Origin of the sequence: Gracilibacillus boraciitolerans JCM 21714 (assembly GCF_000521485.1) — a bacterium.
Classification (GTDB): Bacteria; Bacillota; Bacilli; order Bacillales; family Amphibacillaceae; genus Gracilibacillus; species Gracilibacillus boraciitolerans.
The window spans coordinates 71,852-88,973 of record NZ_BAVS01000008.1; the positions used below are offsets into that span (position 1 = coordinate 71,852).

The window sequence follows — 17,122 nt, forward strand, 5'->3', positions numbered from 1 at the left end:
AAGCAAGCCTGGCCTTATTTTCGAATTAGGTCAGGTTTTTCAAATTAATAGATAGATGGTGGAGTTGCATATATGGACGAAATAAAAAGAAGACAAAGTCATTTTATATATTGGGCTTCCGGCATTGTCTCGATTTGCGGGATTATTTTTGAAGTGCTGTTTGGAGCACTTGGCTCCTATATATTAGGTGATGGCGTCAAACAATATACTTTAACGATATCGCTATTTTTAACAGGTATGGGGGGGATTGGTGCGAGCTTAAGTGAAAGAGTTACAAAGAATCTTGTTTTATCCTTCATTTACATTGAATTTTTTGTGGCTTTAATAGGTGGTTTTTCTAGTTTTCTTATGTTTGGTGCTACTGCCTTTTTCTCATCTGGTACGGATGCTCTTTTTCTTTATTTGATCACATTAACGATTGGAGCATTGACGGGAGTGGAGTTACCAATATTGATCCGCAAAGCAAATGAAATAGGGGGTGACCGTAGAAAAAAGTACGGCAAGGGTATTGTTCTCAGATTACGCTGGCGGATTAATCGGAGGACTGCTTTTTGTTTTCTTACTAAGACCACAATTAGGGATGGTCAAGACAGCTTTTTTAGTCGGCATAGTTAACTTAATGGTAGCATTAGTTGTTCTTTACTTATTTCGAAAAGAATTAAGAAAGAAGCTATTTCATGGATTATTCGGAGGTATCATAGCGTTATTACTTATTGGTGGTCTGTTTTTTGGTGAATCAATAGCGCTCACTTTTGAGCAAAAAATATATAAGGATCCCATCATCCACTTGGAAGAAAGCAGCTATCAAAAGATTATTCTAACTAAACGTGATCAGGATGTGCGTCTTTATTTAGATGGTTCCTTACAATTAAGCTCCATCGATGAGCATCGTTATCATGAAGTACTAGTACATCCGACAATTGCAAATACCGACTCACCAGAGAAAATACTAGTGTTAGGTGGTGGGGATGGCCTTGCTGCTAGAGAATTGTTGAAATACTCAGAAGTAGAAGAAATAATCTTAGTAGATTTAGACCCTGCTGTTGTCGAATTAGCAAATACTAATCCATATCTAACAGAATTAAACGAACGATCTTTAATGAATTCAAAAGTACAAGTTCTGAATCGAGACGCTTTTGAATTTTTAGAAGAAAGTGAAGCCTGGTTCGATGCGATAATTGTAGATTTACCTGATCCCAATAATGAAAGTTTAAATAAGCTTTATACGAAAGAATTCTATTCATTAATTCGTAACCACTTAAAACCATCTGGTACTGCGATGATACAAGCTACAAGTCCTGTATTTGCGAGAGAGGTTTACTGGACTATTTCCAATACTGTGGAAGCAACAGGTTTATTTGTTGAAAATCTCCATGTAGATGTTCCGAGTTTTGGAAACTGGGGGGGATTCGTAATGGCGAGCAGAGAACCGATTGACTTTGATAATCTGAATATGGAGGTAGAGACCAATTATTTAGATGAGGATACCGTGAATAGTTTAACAGCATTTGGAAAAGATGAAGATAGAAATATATTGGATAACAATGGAGAGCAGAAAAACATAGGTGTGAATACTTTAATTGATCCGTTATTAATCCCTTTATATGAAAAATCATGGGATTATTATTAGTTACATGTTTCAAAGAACGCCTGAGTTGGGTACTTAATTACTAGAGTCTCTTAAATAAAGGAGTGTTAAAGATATGAACGTATCTTTTCATGGACAATCTTGTTTAAAAATCAAAACGAAAGAACATACTATTTTAATTGACCCTTTTATTTCCGGAAATGATACAAGTGATTTAGACGCAGATGCTCAGGAACCGGACGTGATTTTGTTGACGCATGGTCACAATGATCATGTTGGCGATACCATTAGTATTGCAAAACGCACGAATTGTCTGGTCGTTGCACCATTTGAATTGGCAACCTACTTAGGGTCTCGTGATTTGAACGTCCATCCGATGCATATAGGCGGTGCACATGAATTTGACTTCGGCAAGGTGAAATATACGCCAGCCTTTCACGGCTCCTTGTTTGAAGATGAAGATGGTAACATGATTTATTCCGGGATGCCAGGTGGTATTCTATTTTATGCGGAAGGTAAAACTGTCTATCACGCAGGAGATACAGCGTTATTTTCTGATTTAAAATTAATTGGTGAGATGAATGACATCGATCTTGCTTTCTTACCAATTGGTGATAACTTTACGATGGGACCAGAGGATGCACTGATTGCCGCAGATTGGGTGCAGGCAAAAAAAGTAGTGCCCGTGCATTATAATACATTTCCACTTATTAATCAGGATGGAGAGGCCTTTTGCAGAAACGTAAAAACGGGTGAAGGCATTGCCTTGCAACCAGGTGAAGGTATTGAAATATAATTATTAACTAATAGACCAAAACAGTCACATGTTTTGGTCTATTTTATTGATACAGTTATTTGTAAAATAATAAAACAGTATCGAGTGTTAATATTTAACAAGCAATTAATATATATTATTACAAGAATAAATTGAATATTGAATGGATGATCTGTATAATAAAAGTAGATGATAAATTACTAGTACAGATGAAAGAATGGTGAGCTACTATTGGCTACAAAACATGAAAAAATCTTATCTTATATTGAAGCTTTGCAAGTTGGGGTCAAAATATCTGTTAGGCAAATTGCGAAAGAGCTTAATGTAAGTGAAGGAACAGCTTATCGTGCCATTAAAGAAGCAGAAAATCAAGGTTTGGTTAGTACAATAGAGCGTGTCGGAACAATTCGCATTGAACGCAAGCAAAAGGAGAATTTCGAAAATTTAACCTTTGCAGAAATCGTGAGTATTGTTGATGGCCAAGTGCTCGGTGGCAGAGATGGATTATATAAAACATTGAATAAATTTGTTATAGGTGCGATGAAATTAGATGCGATGATGCGCTATACGGAAAAAGATTCGCTATTAATTGTAGGTAATCGAACGGAAGCCCACCAATTAGCCTTAAAAGAAGGAGCAGCGGTGCTTATAACAGGCGGCTTTGATACCGATGATATTACTAAGAAGCTGGCAGATGAAAAACAGTTGCCGATCATATCTACAAGCTATGATACGTTTACTGTGGCCGCAATGATTAATCGGGCTATTTATGATCAGCTCATTAAAAAAGAAATTATTTTGGTAGAGGATATCTATACCAAATTGAGGATACATATTATTTAACTACGAAAAATAAGGTTTCTAAATGGTATGAGTGGGAAGAGCAAACAACACATACGCGTTATCCAGTAGTTGGAGATAAAAATAAAGTAGTGGGTATTGTGACATCAAAGGATGTTATAGGCAGAAACAGGGATTTATTAATAGAAAAGGTAATGACGAAGAAACCCATGACAGTGATGAAGGAAACATCATTAGCATATGCAGCCCATATGATGGTATGGGAAGGTATTGAAATTATGCCAGTTGTTGACCACCACCATCAACTAGAAGGATTAATTTCCCGCCAGGATGTATTAAAAGCACTACAAAATATTCAAAAACAACCTCAAGTAGGAGAAACAATTGATGATATTGTTTCTAATTACTTTGATCGTTCGCCAACTGATCCTAACCACTCTAAATATCAAGCTGAAATTACTCCGCAAATGACGAATCAATTAGGCACATTATCATATGGGGGGGTTTTTGTATCCTTTGTTATCGAAGCAGCTCGCAGATTGTTAAGAAATCAGAAAAAGGGTGATCTAGTCGTAGAAAATATGACGGTTTATTTTATAAAACCTGTCCAGTTAGAAACCACGATCAGCGTTCAACCGAAAATTATAGATGTAGGACGTAAAACAGCCAAGGTTGATGTGGAAGTATATCATGAACGGAAAATCGTTGGAAAAGCACTGCTTATGGCACAACTTATTGATCGGTAATAAACGGGTATACTTTCCAATTAAAGTTTATGGATGGAAAATTACATTTAAAGTATAAGATAATTTTCTTCACTGGAATATACTCTCGCTAGACGGGAATTCCTTCTCGCTTCATGGGAAAAGTAGCTCGCTTTACTAGAAAAAGGGTTATTTCCAGTAAAGCCGACCACAATTCCCGTCAACAACATAACAATCTACCAGAACTATAATAATGATCAACGAAAAAGTAAAAAATAAGCAAATTGGATTTGCAATTTGCTTTTAAAGAATCTTATGTTTGATTAGTTTGTGCCCGTTTAGCATTTTCTGCTTTATAATGATTAAGTCGTTTGAATCCTCCGTATGCTTGAACAATTCCAAAGAACAGAAAAATTATTGCAATAAATAATGCCAGCTGTGTTTGGTAAAATAAATATTGATTTATACCAAAAAAGCTGATGAACGTACCTAACGCAATTCTGGCTTTAGCATTTTTAATTTCTTGAGACAATGGATCATGGTCCCTTGTTAACATCACTTTATAATAAAGGTACACAATAAAAGATACCACAATAACAATTGGAAAAATAACCAAGGTTACTGACCTCCTGTCCACTAATAGGTCTTAATAGAAATACCTTTCTATTGTATCGTGACTAGTATACAATTGCTAGTGAAAAACCTATTTGATGAATTTTATAAAAAAAGGAGCTAAAAGTTATGACAACATCTAACATATTAGAAAAGATCAAACAATACAACACCATTATTATTCATCGTCACGTTCGACCAGATCCGGATGCATACGGATCACAAAATGGCTTAGCTGAAATATTAAAAGCAAGCTTCCCTGATAAAACAATCTATGTTGTTGGTGAAGAAGAAGCTTCTTTAGATTTTTTAGCAACAATGGATGATATTGATGACCATACATATAAGAATGCACTGGTAATTGTTTGTGATACAGCAAATCAAGAGCGTATTTCAGACCAACGATATCTACAAGGGAAAGAATTAATAAAAATTGACCACCATCCGGTCGTGGATGCATATGGGGATATTCAATGGGTAGAAGAAAACGCTAGTTCTGTCAGTGAAATGATCTATCAATTTTATTTGGAACAAAAAAATAATGGTCTACAAATGACAGATCGTGCAGCATTACTATTGTATAGCGGAATTGTAGCTGATACAGGACGCTTTTTATATCCGAGTACAAGTGAAAGGACTTTCCAGTATGCATCAGATTTGGTTGCTTATGATTTTGACCGTTCTGCGATATATGAAGAAATGTATAAAACAAATCTAAACATTGCCAGATTAAAAGGATATATTTTGCAAATATTGAGGTTTCCCCCCCTACTGGTGTGAGCCATGTCAAGTTAACAAAGGAAACTTTGGGAAAATTTAATGTGACGTCTACGGAAACCAGTGCTGTTGTTGGGGTACTGGGAAATATCGAAGGCATTCAAATATGGGTTATATTTGTAGAAGAAGATGATGTTATACGTGTTCGCATGCGCTCAAAAGGACCTTTTATTAATGAAGTAGCTGCAAATTATGAAGGTGGCGGACATCCATTGGCATCAGGGGGGGCAAAGATTTATAAATGGGAAACCATAGATCCATTATTAGCAGAATTAGAAGCTCTCTGTAAATAATATTGGGGGGGCTGTTCGATAAATGAACAGCCCTATCTTACCTTGAGTATCTAAGTACCAATTTTAAGTTTTATAGAAAATTTCACCTTTTCATTAACGATAATACGCGAAACCTCAGCATGGTATCGAAAATCATCAATATTAATGGTTTTATTCTCTATCGTGTTTATTAAAAGATCGATTGAATTAGCAATATCTATAACTTTTTTACCTATGGCATGATTTGCTTCGGTTCTAATCGCTTCTTCTAGTTTATGAACCATTAAACGATCCGTCTCCAGTTTCAGTTCTCTTAAATTAAGAAATTCAATCTCTATTTCATTTACCACTAAACCATCCTTTGTCTGCTCATCTAATTCTTTATGACTTTTTACTAACGTTTCATATGTCTGATTTAATTCCTGTAATTCAGCTCGTAAGGTAAGATTTTCTTCAATCCATTTTTCCTGCAATTCTCCAAACATATAAATAAATAGGATGTATCCCACAATCGTTCCGAGACATACACCTGCCAGAAATCGTTGCATAGCGGGTCGCTTATAATATGGAGGAATATGCATTATTGGATCTCCTCCTGAATTAACCATTCGATGACTAATAAGGCAGTATGGGCACCAGCAACGGCAGCAATAATTAGAAAAATTTGTTTGATCATATCCATCGTTGAACCTTCCAATATTCCTCTTTCAAAATTATAAATCACATCAAATGTTCCACCGATAGCAGCTACGATCGCCCATATACGCAAACTTTTGGCAATTCTGTTTATATGTGTAAACGGTGCGTCGCCTGCCATAAATGCTCCAATACTTCCGATAAAAGAACCACCGATCATAACACCAAAAGCGATAAAGTAACATTGAATCATTGTAGCTACAAATCGTTCCTCCATCTGTATCACTCCAATCATCATCGACCTTATTAAAATATATGTAACCTTGTCCTCAATATGTTTATCAACTTACAAGTTGTTACGAGTCTGCTATAATATTAGTAACGAAATCTTTGCGCATGAGATATAAAAGGGAGGTGAAACCATGCCAAATACAGTTTTGCAAATAAGAAGTGGTTATACACTGATGCGAAGTACGATTCAAATTCCAGCTTTAATAGAACAGGCGAAGCAACTGGGTTATCAGCATCTCGCCTTGACAGATGAAGGTGTGATGCATGGAGCGATATCTTTTTATGAGTCCTGTAAAGAAGCAGGGATCAATCCGATTATTGGACTGCAGGGTACATTGGAATTAGAGGAAGAATCGGTGAGTATGATTTGGTTAGCAAAAAATCAAACCGGGTATCACTATTTGTTGGAATGGAGTACACGTATTCAGCATGGTTATTCCCTCACATTATCTGAACTGCAGGAAGCGGATGGTCAAATCATTTCCATTATTCCGACAAAACAATGGTCGGGTGAAGAGTTAGATATTCGATTAGAAAAAATTACATCTAATCTAAACTTAGATCATCTATTTCTAGGTGTATCTCCATCAATGATTTCCTATCGTACTGCTTTAGAAAAGTATAAAATGAATAAAGTAGCGTTACCAGATATCCGATATTTACATAAACAAGATGATACTGCTTTTAGTTGTCTACGTGCAATCGATCAAGGGTTATTGTGGAGAAAAGAAATGGGAAATGAATTAGAAGGAAGTTATTTACCTTCGCTACCAGAATTAGAACAGGTATATCAGGAGTGGCCTGAATTATTAAGAACTGCAGATGATATAGCACAAACGTGTCAGATTGATTTACCATTGCATCAGAAATTATTACCAAAATATCCACTTTCAACTCATGTACATGCAGACCAATTTTTAGAAGAATTATGTAATGAATTTCTGACAAAGAAGTATCAGACTGTTACTGAAGCAATTACAGATCGTCTCCATTATGAGATAGATGTGATTCAATCAATGGGATTTAGTGATTACTTTTTAATCGTTTGGGATTTTGTTCAGTATGCTAAAGACAATCATATTATGGTTGGACCAGGTCGTGGATCGGCGGCAGGCTCATTGGTGGCGTATTTATTAGGCATAACAGATGTAGATCCAATGAAGTATGATTTATTATTCGAGCGTTTCTTAAATCCAGAACGTGTGACAATGCCGGATATTGATATCGACTTTTCAGATGAAAGAAGAGACGAAGTAATTCGCTATGTCGTGGATAAATACGGATCGGATCATGTGGCCCAAATCATCACATTTGGTACATTCGCAGCTCGATCGTTATTAAGAGAGCTTTTTAAAATATTGGAAATAAGTGATAATGATGCAGCCTATATTTTGAAATCCCTGCCCCCCCGTGACAGTAACACCTCGATTGCTTCGATGCTGAAGCAGACACCAGAGTTAACGGAATATGTGAAACAATCGGAGCAATTAAAGCAGCTATTTAAGGTTGCAAATCGTCTCGAAGGATTACCGAGGCATGTATCAACACACGCTGCAGGCGTAATTATCAGTGATCAAGTAATGACCAATTATGTCGCTACAATCCCTTCCCAAAACGATATCGAATTAACGCAATACTCGATGAATGACCTCGCAAATGTTGGCTTGTTAAAAATGGACTTTCTTGGCCTGCGTAACTTAACGTTAATAGAAAAGATAGTGAAGCAGATTTATTATCAACAAAATGTTCAAATAGAATTAAAAAGCATACCTTTTGATGATGAAAAAACATATCAGTTATTACAAAAAGGAGAAACAAACGGGGGGTATTTCAATTAGAATCGCAAGGGATGCAGAAAGTATTACGTGAATTACGCCCTACGAATTTTGAGGATATAGTAGCAGTGAATGCCCTCTATCGTCCAGGCCCAATGGAGTTCATTCCAACATATATTGAGCGAAAGCATCACCGAAAAAAGATAGATTACCTGCATCCAAACTTAGAACCGATACTATCTCGAACATTCGGTGTATTAGTTTACCAGGAGCAAATTATGCAGATCGTAAACAAAATGGCAGCTTTCAGTTATGGGGGGGAAGCAGATATTTTAAGACGTGCAGTAAGTAAAAAGGATAAAACAGGATTATTAGAAAATAAACAGAAATTTTTAAATGGTTGTAACAAAAACGGCTATTCAAAGCAAGTAGCAGAAGAAGTGTTTGAGTGGATTGTCCGCTTTTCGAATTATGGCTTTAATAGAAGTCATGCAGTCGCATATAGTATCATAGCCTACCAGTTGGCTTATTTAAAAGCGAATTATCCTGTTTCTTTTTTTGCTGAAATGCTAAGTTCTAATATTGGAAACACAGATAAAATTCAGGGGTATATTAGGGAAGCTAAAAACCATAACATTAAAGTTTTGCAACCATCGATAAATCATAGTATCGGTAGATTTCGAGTAGAAAATAATACTATACGAATCGGTTTAAATATGATTAAAGGTGTGGGATACCAACCTGTCCAGGCAATTGTTCGAGCAAGAAAAGACCAGCTGTTTAAGAATTTATTTGATTTCTGCCTGCGTGTACCATTGCAAAAAATAAATCGATCGATCCTTGAATCATTAATTCTAGCAGGAGCATTTGATGACTTACATGATAATCGAGCAACGTTATTAGCGAGTTTAGATGAAGCGATTGAACAAGGTGAGCTATTCAGAGAATTTGACGATCAATTAGGATTTTTTGAAGGTGATCTCGCTTTAGATGTTTCATATACGGAAACAGATCCTTTGCCAATAATGAAACAGTTGATGATGGAGCGAGAAGTGATTGGCTTTTTTGTATCTACCCATCCTTTATCACAGGTACGTGACAAAATTCGCCAATACGGATATATTTCCATGCAACAGGCTAAAAATATAAAAAAGAAAAATGTTAAGATGGCAGCCGTCATCCAGGCCATGAAAGTAATTCGTACGAAAAAAGGAGAAACGATGGCTTTTGTGACGATAGCAGATGAAACAGATGAGTTGGAAGGCGTTATTTTTCCGAATGTGTTTAGACAAGTAAATCATTGGTTAGAAGAAGATGAGTTTGTCTTTATTCAAGGGAAAGTAGAAGAAAGAAACGATAAAAAACAACTAATTATAAATGAAATTCAGCCATATCAATTGGAAGAAAGAGAATTAACAAATGACAGTATTTATATTAAGGTTATCAATAATAATGAAGAAGCAATGCATAAGTTAAAAGAGGTTGCAACTAAGTATCCGGGTTCATCAACGATCCTTCTTTACAATGAGCAAAAACAACAGCTATATAAATTATCACCTCATTACAATGTTGATAGTGCATGGAATGTGATAAAAGAGCTTAAGTCCCTTTTTGGAGAGCCTAACGTAGTAATGCGTCATTCCACTTAGCAGAAATGTTCCCTTTACATCAATTAATGATCTGCTATAATGAAATAGTTAATTGGCTCGTCCCGTTAGGAAAACTTTTCAAGAATTAACTTCATAATTGGAAAAATTAGATAGCGATTATTTCTTAAATAATAAATAAAACCATCATGATCTTTAAGAAAATCAGAATAATAAGGTTTATAATGATAATTTTTATGTGCATGTGTTTCAGAATATGAGTGAAACTTAGAATAAGAGATTTTTAATTAGAATACATTGAAAGTGTAATGGAGAAGGGGGAATCTTCCTTGGCGTTAAAAGATTTATTTGGAAAAAAGAAAAAATATGCATCAATACCTGGTGATAAAGCAAGAAAAGATGTGCCAGAAGGTTTGATGCAAAAATGTGGCGGTTGTCAAAAAATATTTTATCAAAAAGAACTGCAGAAAAATTTAAATGTTTGTCCAGGATGCGGACACCATCATCAAATTTCCGCTTATGAGCGCATTAATTATTTAGTTGACGAAGGAAGCTTCAAAGAGTGGGATAAAGATTTATTGTCTAAGAATCCTTTGAATTTTTCTCAATATGAAGAGAAAATTGAAAGTGATATAATCAAAACTGGATTAAATGAAGCAGTTGTGACTGGTGAAGGAAGAATCCACAAGGTAAGGATGGCCATTGCAGTAATGGACTCTCGTTTTCGAATGGGAAGTATGGGATCTGTAGTTGGAGAAAAGATTGCCAGAGCGATTGAAAAAGCTCGTATCGAAAAGATGCCAATTATTATTTTTACTGCGTCTGGTGGTGCCCGTATGCAAGAAGGTGTGTTAAGTTTAATGCAAATGGCCAAAACATCGATCGCTATTCAACGCTTACATGCAGATAATGGATTGTTTATATCTGTGATGACAAATCCAACGACTGGTGGAGTATCAGCTAGTTTTGCATCAATTGGAGATTATAATTTTGCCGAACCAGGGGCATTGATAGGCTTTGCGGGTCAACGAATTATTGAACAAACCATCCGTGAAAAGTTACCAAAAGACTTTCAAACAGCTGAATTTCAGTTGAAACATGGACAAGTCGATAAAGTAATACCAAGACAAGAAATGAGAGACACGATAGCTACAATATTTGATATCCATCAGTTTGGAGGGGGGGAATCACATGCAGCAAGTTCTCGAGTTTGAAAAACCTGTGATAGAACTAAGAGAGAAAATTGAAGAATTGAAAACAATGACGAAGGATTCTGAGATTGATCTGTCTGATGAAATAAGTAAAATGGAAGAAAGATTAACACGATTGGAAAATGACATTTATGGAAAGCTAAAACCATGGGATCGTGTGCAAATTGCGAGACATGTTGATCGCCCTACTACATTAGATTATATTGAACAATTATTTACGAATTTTATCGAGTTTCATGGTGATCGTCTCTATGGTGATGATCCTGCCATTGTTGCTGGGATTGCAAAATATAAAGAAAGACCTGTAACTGTTATCGGTCATCAACGTGGTGAAAATACCAAAGAGAACTTGAAGCGTAATTTCGGTATGGCCCATCCAGAAGGGTATCGAAAGGCATTACGTCATATGAAGCAGGCAGAGAAATTTAATCGTCCAATTATAACTTTTATTGATACGAAAGGTGCATTTCCTGGTAAAGCTGCGGAAGAACGTGGTCAAAGTGAAGCAATTGCTCGTAACTTAATGGAAATGGCGGGATTAACGGTTCCAATTATCTGTATTGTGATTGGAGAAGGTGGAAGTGGTGGAGCACTTGCGTTAGGTGTAGGCGATCGCATTCATATGTTAGAAAACTCTACCTATTCGGTTATTTCTCCAGAAGGCGCTGCAGCATTGCTTTGGAAAGATTCTACCCAGGCAGAGCGAGCGGCAAAATCGTTAAAAATAACAGCTCCTGACCTGAAAGAACTGGGAATTATAGATGAAGTAATCCCTGAGCCTTTAGGTGGAGCTCATCGTGATAAAGTCACACAAGCATTGAATATTAGCAGAGTGTTGGATGAATCCTTGCAAGAACTTGAAGGTGTAACGAGCTCTTCGCTATTAGATAAACGTTGGGAAAAATATAAAAATATCGGAGAAGTTTCCCATTTAATTGAAGTATGAGTTGGATAGTATTTTTATAAAAGATATACTAACGTAAAGGCCAAATTCAATCGTAATTTGGTCTTTTTTATATGAGCTTTAAAAAGTACTTTTGTACTATATTTATCAATATACATATAATTGTTTAGTATATAAATTATATGTATATAAAAACGTTTTATTTGCAAATTAAGAATCAAATCGTTGAAAAACTTTCATTGGAGATAGAAATAAGCTAAAATTATAGTGTTATGGGGGGTGAGTTTAAAGATTATTTGATGTATAATCTTAAATGGAATTTCTTTAATTTTAAAAAGAGAAAAAATAGGAGAAAAGCTATAAGGGCAATTTATTTTTGTTAAAGAGGTGATTTATTTGAAGAAAATAGGTGTATTAACAAGTGGTGGAGATGCTCCGGGCATGAACGCAGCTGTTCGTGCGGTTGTACGTAAAGCAATTTATCATGAGTTAGAAGTTTATGGTGTCTATAATGGGTATGAAGGTCTAATGGAAGGAAATATTAAACGAATGGAGCTAGGTTCTGTTGGTGATATTATTCAAAGAGGCGGTACTATATTATACTCCGCTCGTTCGGAAGAATTCAAGACAGATGAAGGCCAGCAAAGAGCCGTTGAACAAATGAGAAAAATAGGATTAGAAGGTCTTATTGTCATTGGTGGGGATGGATCATTTCGTGGTGCAGAAAAATTAACGCAAAAAGGTTTTCCATGTATTGGTGTTCCAGGAACTATTGATAATGATATTCCAGGTACAGATTATACAATTGGCTTTGATACAGCATTAAATACCATAGTAGATGCAGTCGATAAAATCAGAGATACCGCTACCTCACATGAGCGTACATATGTAATTGAAGTGATGGGAAGAAATGCTGGAGATCTTGCGTTGTGGGCTGGTTTAGCTAATGGTGCAGAAAGTATTATGATACCAGAAGAGACGGAGACATTTGAGAGTGTCGTTGCTAAATTGAAACGTGGTCAGGATCGTGGAAAGAAACATAGTATCATTATCCTTGCAGAAGGTGTTGGCAGTGCAGTCGATTACGGTAAACGTGTTGAGCAAGAAACAAGTATGGAGACTCGTGTAACTGTACTTGGACATATACAACGTGGTGGATCTCCATCAGCATATGACCGTGTATTAGCAAGCCGTTTAGGCGCAAAAGCGGTTGATATATTATTAACTGGTGCTGGTGGACGTATGGTTGGCATTCAAAATAATCTAGTAGTTGATCATGATATATCAGAAGTTCTAAAAGAGAAGCACACTATTAATATGAATATGTATAAATTATCAAATCAACTTTCTATTTAATCTATCAGACATTGCAGTATATTAGTCGATGTGAGCAAGATAAGACTAAAGGAGGAACGTAAAAAAATGAGAAGAACTAAAATTGTATGTACGATTGGCCCGGCATCAGAATCACAAGAAAAATTAGAGCAGTTAATAAAGGCCGGAATGAATGTTGCTCGCTTGAATTTTTCCCATGGTGACTTTGAAGAGCATGGCGCAAGAATTGAAAATATCCGGAAAGCTGCTAAAAAACTAGGGAAAACCGTGGCAATTTTATTAGATACTAAAGGACCCGAAATTCGAACTGGTACATTAAAAGAGGGTATGGCAGATATTAAAAAAGGAAATACCATTTATGTTTCAATGGATGAAATTGAAGGTAATGAAGAACGTATTTCTGTCACATATCCACAATTAATTCATGATGTAGAAATCGGAACTAATTTACTTTTAGACGATGGTCTTATTGCGTTAGAAGTTACAGAAATTCTTAAAGACAAAAATGAATTAAAAACGGTTGCGTTGAATTCTGGAGTATTAAAAGATAAGAAAGGTGTAAACGTGCCAAACGTAAGTGTTAATTTGCCTGGTATGACAGAAAAAGATGTTGCAGATATAAAATTCGGTATTGAACAAGGGGGGGTTGACTTCATTGCTGCCTCATTTGTCCGTCGTGCTTTAGACGTCTTGGAAATACGAGGACTATTAGAAGAAAACAATGCAACACATATTCAAATTATTCCTAAGATTGAGAACCGCGAAGGTGTTGAAAATCTTGATGCAATCTTGCAAGTAAGTGATGGGCTAATGGTTGCACGTGGTGACCTTGGAGTGGAAATCCCGCCAGAAGATGTTCCATTAGTACAAAAAGATATGATCTTTAAATGTAATAATGCTGGAAAACCAGTTATTACAGCTACACAAATGTTAGACTCTATGCAGCGCAATCCACGTCCAACAAGAGCAGAAGCATCAGATGTTGCTAATGCGATTCTTGATGGCACAGATGCGATCATGCTATCAGGTGAAACAGCTGCGGGGGGGGATTATCCTGTAGAAGCAGTTGAAACAATGAGCAATATTGCTAAAAAGGCAGAAACAGCAATTGACCATAAAGGTATGTTAGATCTTCGCTCAAAAGTATCGGATCGGACAATTACAGATGGAATTAGTCAATCTGTGAACCATACGGCAATGAACCTAAATGTCGATGCTATTTTAACTCCAACGGTAAGTGGATTTACAGCTCGGATGATTTCCAAATATCGTCCTAAAGCTCCCATTATTGCACTGGCATTCAATGAACAGGTTAGTAGAAGGCTAGCCCTTGTATGGGGGGGTGTTGAAACAATTAGTGGAAGATTACTTCATACGACAGATGACGTTTTAGAAGAAGCGATTGAACGTGGACTACAAACAAATCATTTTAAACGTGGGGGGGATCGTGTAATTATTACTGCGGGGGTTCCTGTTGGAGAAAGTGGTACAACTAACCTAATGAAGATTCATGTAATTGGCGATGTCTTAGCAAAAGGTCAAGGTGTTGGCAAAGGTAGTGCATATGGACGAGCAATTATTGTTAAAAAATGCTGAAGAAGCTAAATTGAAAATTCAGCAAGATGACATTATTATTACCTATGGAACAGACAAAGACATGATGCCTTCGATTGAAAAAGCTGCCGGGATTATTACCGAAGAAGGTGGCTTAACTTCACATGCTGCGGTTGTAGGTTTAAGTCTTGGTATTCCAGTCATTGTAGGTGTAGACAAAGCAATTGAATTAATTAATGATGGACAAGATATTACGATTGATGCACAAAAAGGTGATATTTACGCAGGACACGCAAGCGTACTATAATATAACAAAAAGAGAAGAAGCCAGCCTTCTTCTCTTTTTTAAAATATAATAGAAGAGTAAAACGAAACTGTGAGGTAACATGTTGCTAAAACTTTACAAAAGTTGTAGATGAGACTTAATCCGTCGCTGCGGAAAAACACTCCCTTTCCTAGGGGTGCGGCGGTCTGCTAACTTTGAAAAGAAAGGCACTTTCCAAAGTGGATCTTTAGCTCGCACTGATCCCTCAGGAGTGTCGCATTTTTCCTCCGCTTTGAGTAGATCTCTGTTCGAATAAAATAAAATAAGTAGTGATATCAATATGCTAACAGTCACTAAAGTTGTAGAACACTACTGAAGCGAAGTAAATGGACGGAGCTTTTGCATAGCATTCATCATACTTTCAAAATTGTCACTTGTTCGCAGTTTGTGTCTACTCTTTAATAATGGTAGTGTGGATTTCAGTTAGTTTCTTGAGGAAGGGGGGGAATTGCATGTTTCGCTGGTTACTTTTATTTATTTTAGTCGTTCCTGCATTGGAGATTGGTTTATTCGTATGGGCAGGCGGCTATATCGGGCCATGGTGGTTGATTATACTGATCATCCTTACAGGAATAATCGGAGCATGGCTCGCTAAACAGCAAGGATTAGAAACGTTAAATAACGCAAGAGAATCGATGTCAAGAGGTGTTCCACCACAAGAACACATATTTGATGGTATCTGTATATTAATAGGTGGTGTCGTCTTACTAACACCCGGATTTATAACAGATGCGGTAGGCTTCTTTCTTCTAATACCTATCACCAGAAGACCGTTTAAGAATTTATTTAAAAAGGTTGCGCGAAAGTGGATTGATAATGGAAAATTCACTGTTTATCGACGTTGATTTGATTATATCTGATATAATTCCAAAAAAAATGAAACAGCTTTGCTTCTACACATGCTTTACTAATAAATAAGATAACAGGACCAAGCCAAATTCCTTTTACCCCCCCAAATAATTGAAAACCTAGATATATCGCAAGTATGGTTAAAATCGGATGGATGCCAATAGCAGATGATATTAATTTTGGCTCTAATAGTTGTCTTAAAAACATAACCAATAAATATAAACTAAAAAGACAAATAGCAAGAGCTGTTTCACCTGTAATAAATAAAAACAAAGCCCATGGTACAAAAATAATACCTGTTCCCAGAATTGGTAAAAGATCTACGACAGCTAAACATATCGATATCGTAAAGGCGTGTTCTATTTGAAATACTAGTAAGCCAAATAAGGTGATGATAAAGGTAATAAATATTAGCGCAAATTGTGCTTTTAGATATTTTATTACCTTTTCTTTTATGTGAAGATAAATCGTTGAAGCTAAATCTAAATAAGTATTTGAAAGGACTTTTGTAAGGTATTGATGAAATTTGTTCCAATCCTTACACAGAAAAAAAGTACATAAAAAGGAAAACATAAGTACAGTCATCGAACCTGGTAAACTGGCTATTTGAAGACCGGTCCAGTTTAGAGTGATTTCTAAAAGATTGGCTACTTGGTCTGCTAAGCTATTACTTATCGCTGATAGTTTCTCTTCTATTAATGTGTGCTGGTCAGAAGGAAGAGCATGCAGATATTGATTCAATTTTTGTATTAGTGGCTGTATCCACTGATTGAAGCTGTCTGTTACTTCTCTTATTAAAAACTGAATATGTTCAGGTATCCACTTGGTTAAATAAATAATACCTTGTAACAGTTCAAATCCAGCAATGAAAAATAAGAGGAGATTAATTAAAATAGCAATGAATATCGTAATACCACAACTAAGAGTATAAGGAATTTTAAAAATTTTATGAAGAAATCGAATAATAGGTAATAATATCAGCGTAAATATACAAGCTAGAACGAAGGGAAATAAATATTGAATAATTAAATAGACCAAGAACACGAATAAACTCAACACTAACAGAAGGTAACCTATTCTAAATAATATTTGCTTAGAGAGCATGA

At 36.0% G+C, this 17,122-nt stretch carries 11 protein-coding genes and 4 pseudogenes; 11 read left to right on the top strand and 4 right to left on the bottom strand.

The annotated features are described in order from the left end of the window. Positions 1-72 precede the first annotated feature (72 nt). From JCM21714_RS07410 to JCM21714_RS07420, 3 genes and pseudogenes are all read left to right on the top strand, one after another. Positions 73-1,630: pseudogene (locus JCM21714_RS07410) on the top strand (polyamine aminopropyltransferase). Between the two features lie 73 nt (positions 1,631-1,703). Next, positions 1,704-2,384 (top strand): metal-dependent hydrolase, encoded by a 681-nt coding sequence (locus tag JCM21714_RS07415; protein ID WP_035723014.1) that lies wholly within the window; start codon positions 1,704-1,706, stop codon positions 2,382-2,384. 210 nt (positions 2,385-2,594) lie between these two features. Then, positions 2,595-3,910 (top strand): annotated as a pseudogene (locus tag JCM21714_RS07420) (DRTGG domain-containing protein). A 271-nt stretch (positions 3,911-4,181) separates the two neighbouring features. Here the strand turns inward: JCM21714_RS07420 and JCM21714_RS07425 are convergent. Further along, positions 4,182-4,484, bottom strand: coding sequence for a YtpI family protein (locus tag JCM21714_RS07425; RefSeq protein WP_035723016.1), 303 nt, complete (start codon positions 4,482-4,484; stop codon positions 4,182-4,184). A 125-nt stretch (positions 4,485-4,609) separates the two neighbouring features. Here JCM21714_RS07425 and JCM21714_RS07430 point away from each other — a divergent pair. Next, positions 4,610-5,550, top strand: a pseudogene (locus JCM21714_RS07430) (DHH family phosphoesterase). Positions 5,551-5,600: 50 nt separating this feature from the next. Here the strand turns inward: JCM21714_RS07430 and ytrI are convergent. Together ytrI and ytrH are read right to left on the bottom strand one after the other, a co-directional pair. Then, positions 5,601-6,110, bottom strand: a complete 510-nt coding sequence (ytrI, locus tag JCM21714_RS07435) for a sporulation membrane protein YtrI (RefSeq protein WP_035723018.1) — start codon at positions 6,108-6,110, stop codon at positions 5,601-5,603. Continuing rightward, positions 6,110-6,442 (bottom strand): sporulation membrane protein YtrH, encoded by a 333-nt coding sequence (gene ytrH / locus JCM21714_RS07440; protein ID WP_035723019.1) that lies wholly within the window; start codon positions 6,440-6,442, stop codon positions 6,110-6,112. The genes ytrI and ytrH overlap by 1 nt, the downstream gene beginning before the upstream one ends. Positions 6,443-6,587: 145 nt before the next feature. Here ytrH and dnaE (JCM21714_RS22890) point away from each other — a divergent pair, with 145 nt between their 5' ends. The 7 genes and pseudogenes from dnaE (JCM21714_RS22890) to JCM21714_RS07470 all read left to right on the top strand — a co-directional run bounded on the left by dnaE (JCM21714_RS22890) (position 6,588) and on the right by JCM21714_RS07470 (position 16,012). Then, positions 6,588-8,294 carry a DNA polymerase III subunit alpha gene (gene dnaE, locus JCM21714_RS22890; protein ID WP_268748309.1) on the top strand — a complete coding sequence of 569 codons (1,707 nt, stop codon included), beginning with the start codon at positions 6,588-6,590 and terminating at the stop codon, positions 8,292-8,294. Positions 8,295-8,305: 11 nt separating this feature from the next. Next, complete coding sequence (gene dnaE / locus JCM21714_RS22895; RefSeq protein WP_268748310.1) at positions 8,306-9,880, top strand: DNA polymerase III subunit alpha; 1,575 nt, start codon at positions 8,306-8,308, stop codon at positions 9,878-9,880. A 287-nt stretch (positions 9,881-10,167) separates the two neighbouring features. Then, the gene (gene accD / locus JCM21714_RS07450) at positions 10,168-11,052 is read left to right on the top strand and encodes an acetyl-CoA carboxylase, carboxyltransferase subunit beta (RefSeq protein ID WP_235182678.1); all 885 of its coding nucleotides are present in this window, start codon (positions 10,168-10,170) and stop codon (positions 11,050-11,052) included. Next, positions 11,030-11,995 carry an acetyl-CoA carboxylase carboxyl transferase subunit alpha gene (gene accA / locus JCM21714_RS07455; protein WP_035723021.1) on the top strand — a complete coding sequence of 322 codons (966 nt, stop codon included), beginning with the start codon at positions 11,030-11,032 and terminating at the stop codon, positions 11,993-11,995. The genes accD and accA overlap by 23 nt, the downstream gene beginning before the upstream one ends. 354 nt (positions 11,996-12,349) lie before the next feature. Beyond that, a complete protein-coding gene (gene pfkA, locus JCM21714_RS07460) occupies positions 12,350-13,309 on the top strand; it encodes a 6-phosphofructokinase (protein ID WP_035723022.1) in 960 nt (319 codons plus the stop codon). Between the two features lie 66 nt (positions 13,310-13,375). Beyond that, a pseudogene (gene pyk / locus JCM21714_RS07465) lies at positions 13,376-15,149 on the top strand (pyruvate kinase). A gap of 470 nt (positions 15,150-15,619) precedes the next feature. Next, complete coding sequence (locus JCM21714_RS07470) at positions 15,620-16,012, top strand: FxsA family protein (protein WP_035723023.1); 393 nt, start codon at positions 15,620-15,622, stop codon at positions 16,010-16,012. On the opposite strand, the gene ytvI is transcribed toward JCM21714_RS07470, so the two are convergent. Further along, positions 15,993-17,120 (bottom strand): sporulation integral membrane protein YtvI, encoded by a 1,128-nt coding sequence (ytvI, locus tag JCM21714_RS07475; RefSeq protein WP_035723024.1) that lies wholly within the window; start codon positions 17,118-17,120, stop codon positions 15,993-15,995. The genes JCM21714_RS07470 and ytvI overlap by 20 nt on opposite strands. Between the last annotated feature and the right edge of the window lie 2 nt (positions 17,121-17,122).

What these genes read in the sequence shown, in the direction of transcription:
- ytvI (WP_035723024.1), bottom strand. Translation starts at nt 17,120, where the DNA reads ATGCTCTCTAAGCAAATATTATTTAGAATAGGTTACCTTCTGTTAGTG.
- ytrI (WP_035723018.1), bottom strand. Translation starts at nt 6,110, where the DNA reads ATGCATATTCCTCCATATTATAAGCGACCCGCTATGCAACGATTTCTG.
- accA (WP_035723021.1), top strand. Translation starts at nt 11,030, where the DNA reads ATGCAGCAAGTTCTCGAGTTTGAAAAACCTGTGATAGAACTAAGAGAG.
- JCM21714_RS07470 (WP_035723023.1), top strand. Translation starts at nt 15,620, where the DNA reads ATGTTTCGCTGGTTACTTTTATTTATTTTAGTCGTTCCTGCATTGGAG.
- dnaE (WP_268748310.1), top strand. Translation starts at nt 8,306, where the DNA reads ATGCAGAAAGTATTACGTGAATTACGCCCTACGAATTTTGAGGATATA.
- JCM21714_RS07415 (WP_035723014.1), top strand. Translation starts at nt 1,704, where the DNA reads ATGAACGTATCTTTTCATGGACAATCTTGTTTAAAAATCAAAACGAAA.
- dnaE (WP_268748309.1), top strand. Translation starts at nt 6,588, where the DNA reads ATGCCAAATACAGTTTTGCAAATAAGAAGTGGTTATACACTGATGCGA.
- ytrH (WP_035723019.1), bottom strand. Translation starts at nt 6,442, where the DNA reads ATGGAGGAACGATTTGTAGCTACAATGATTCAATGTTACTTTATCGCT.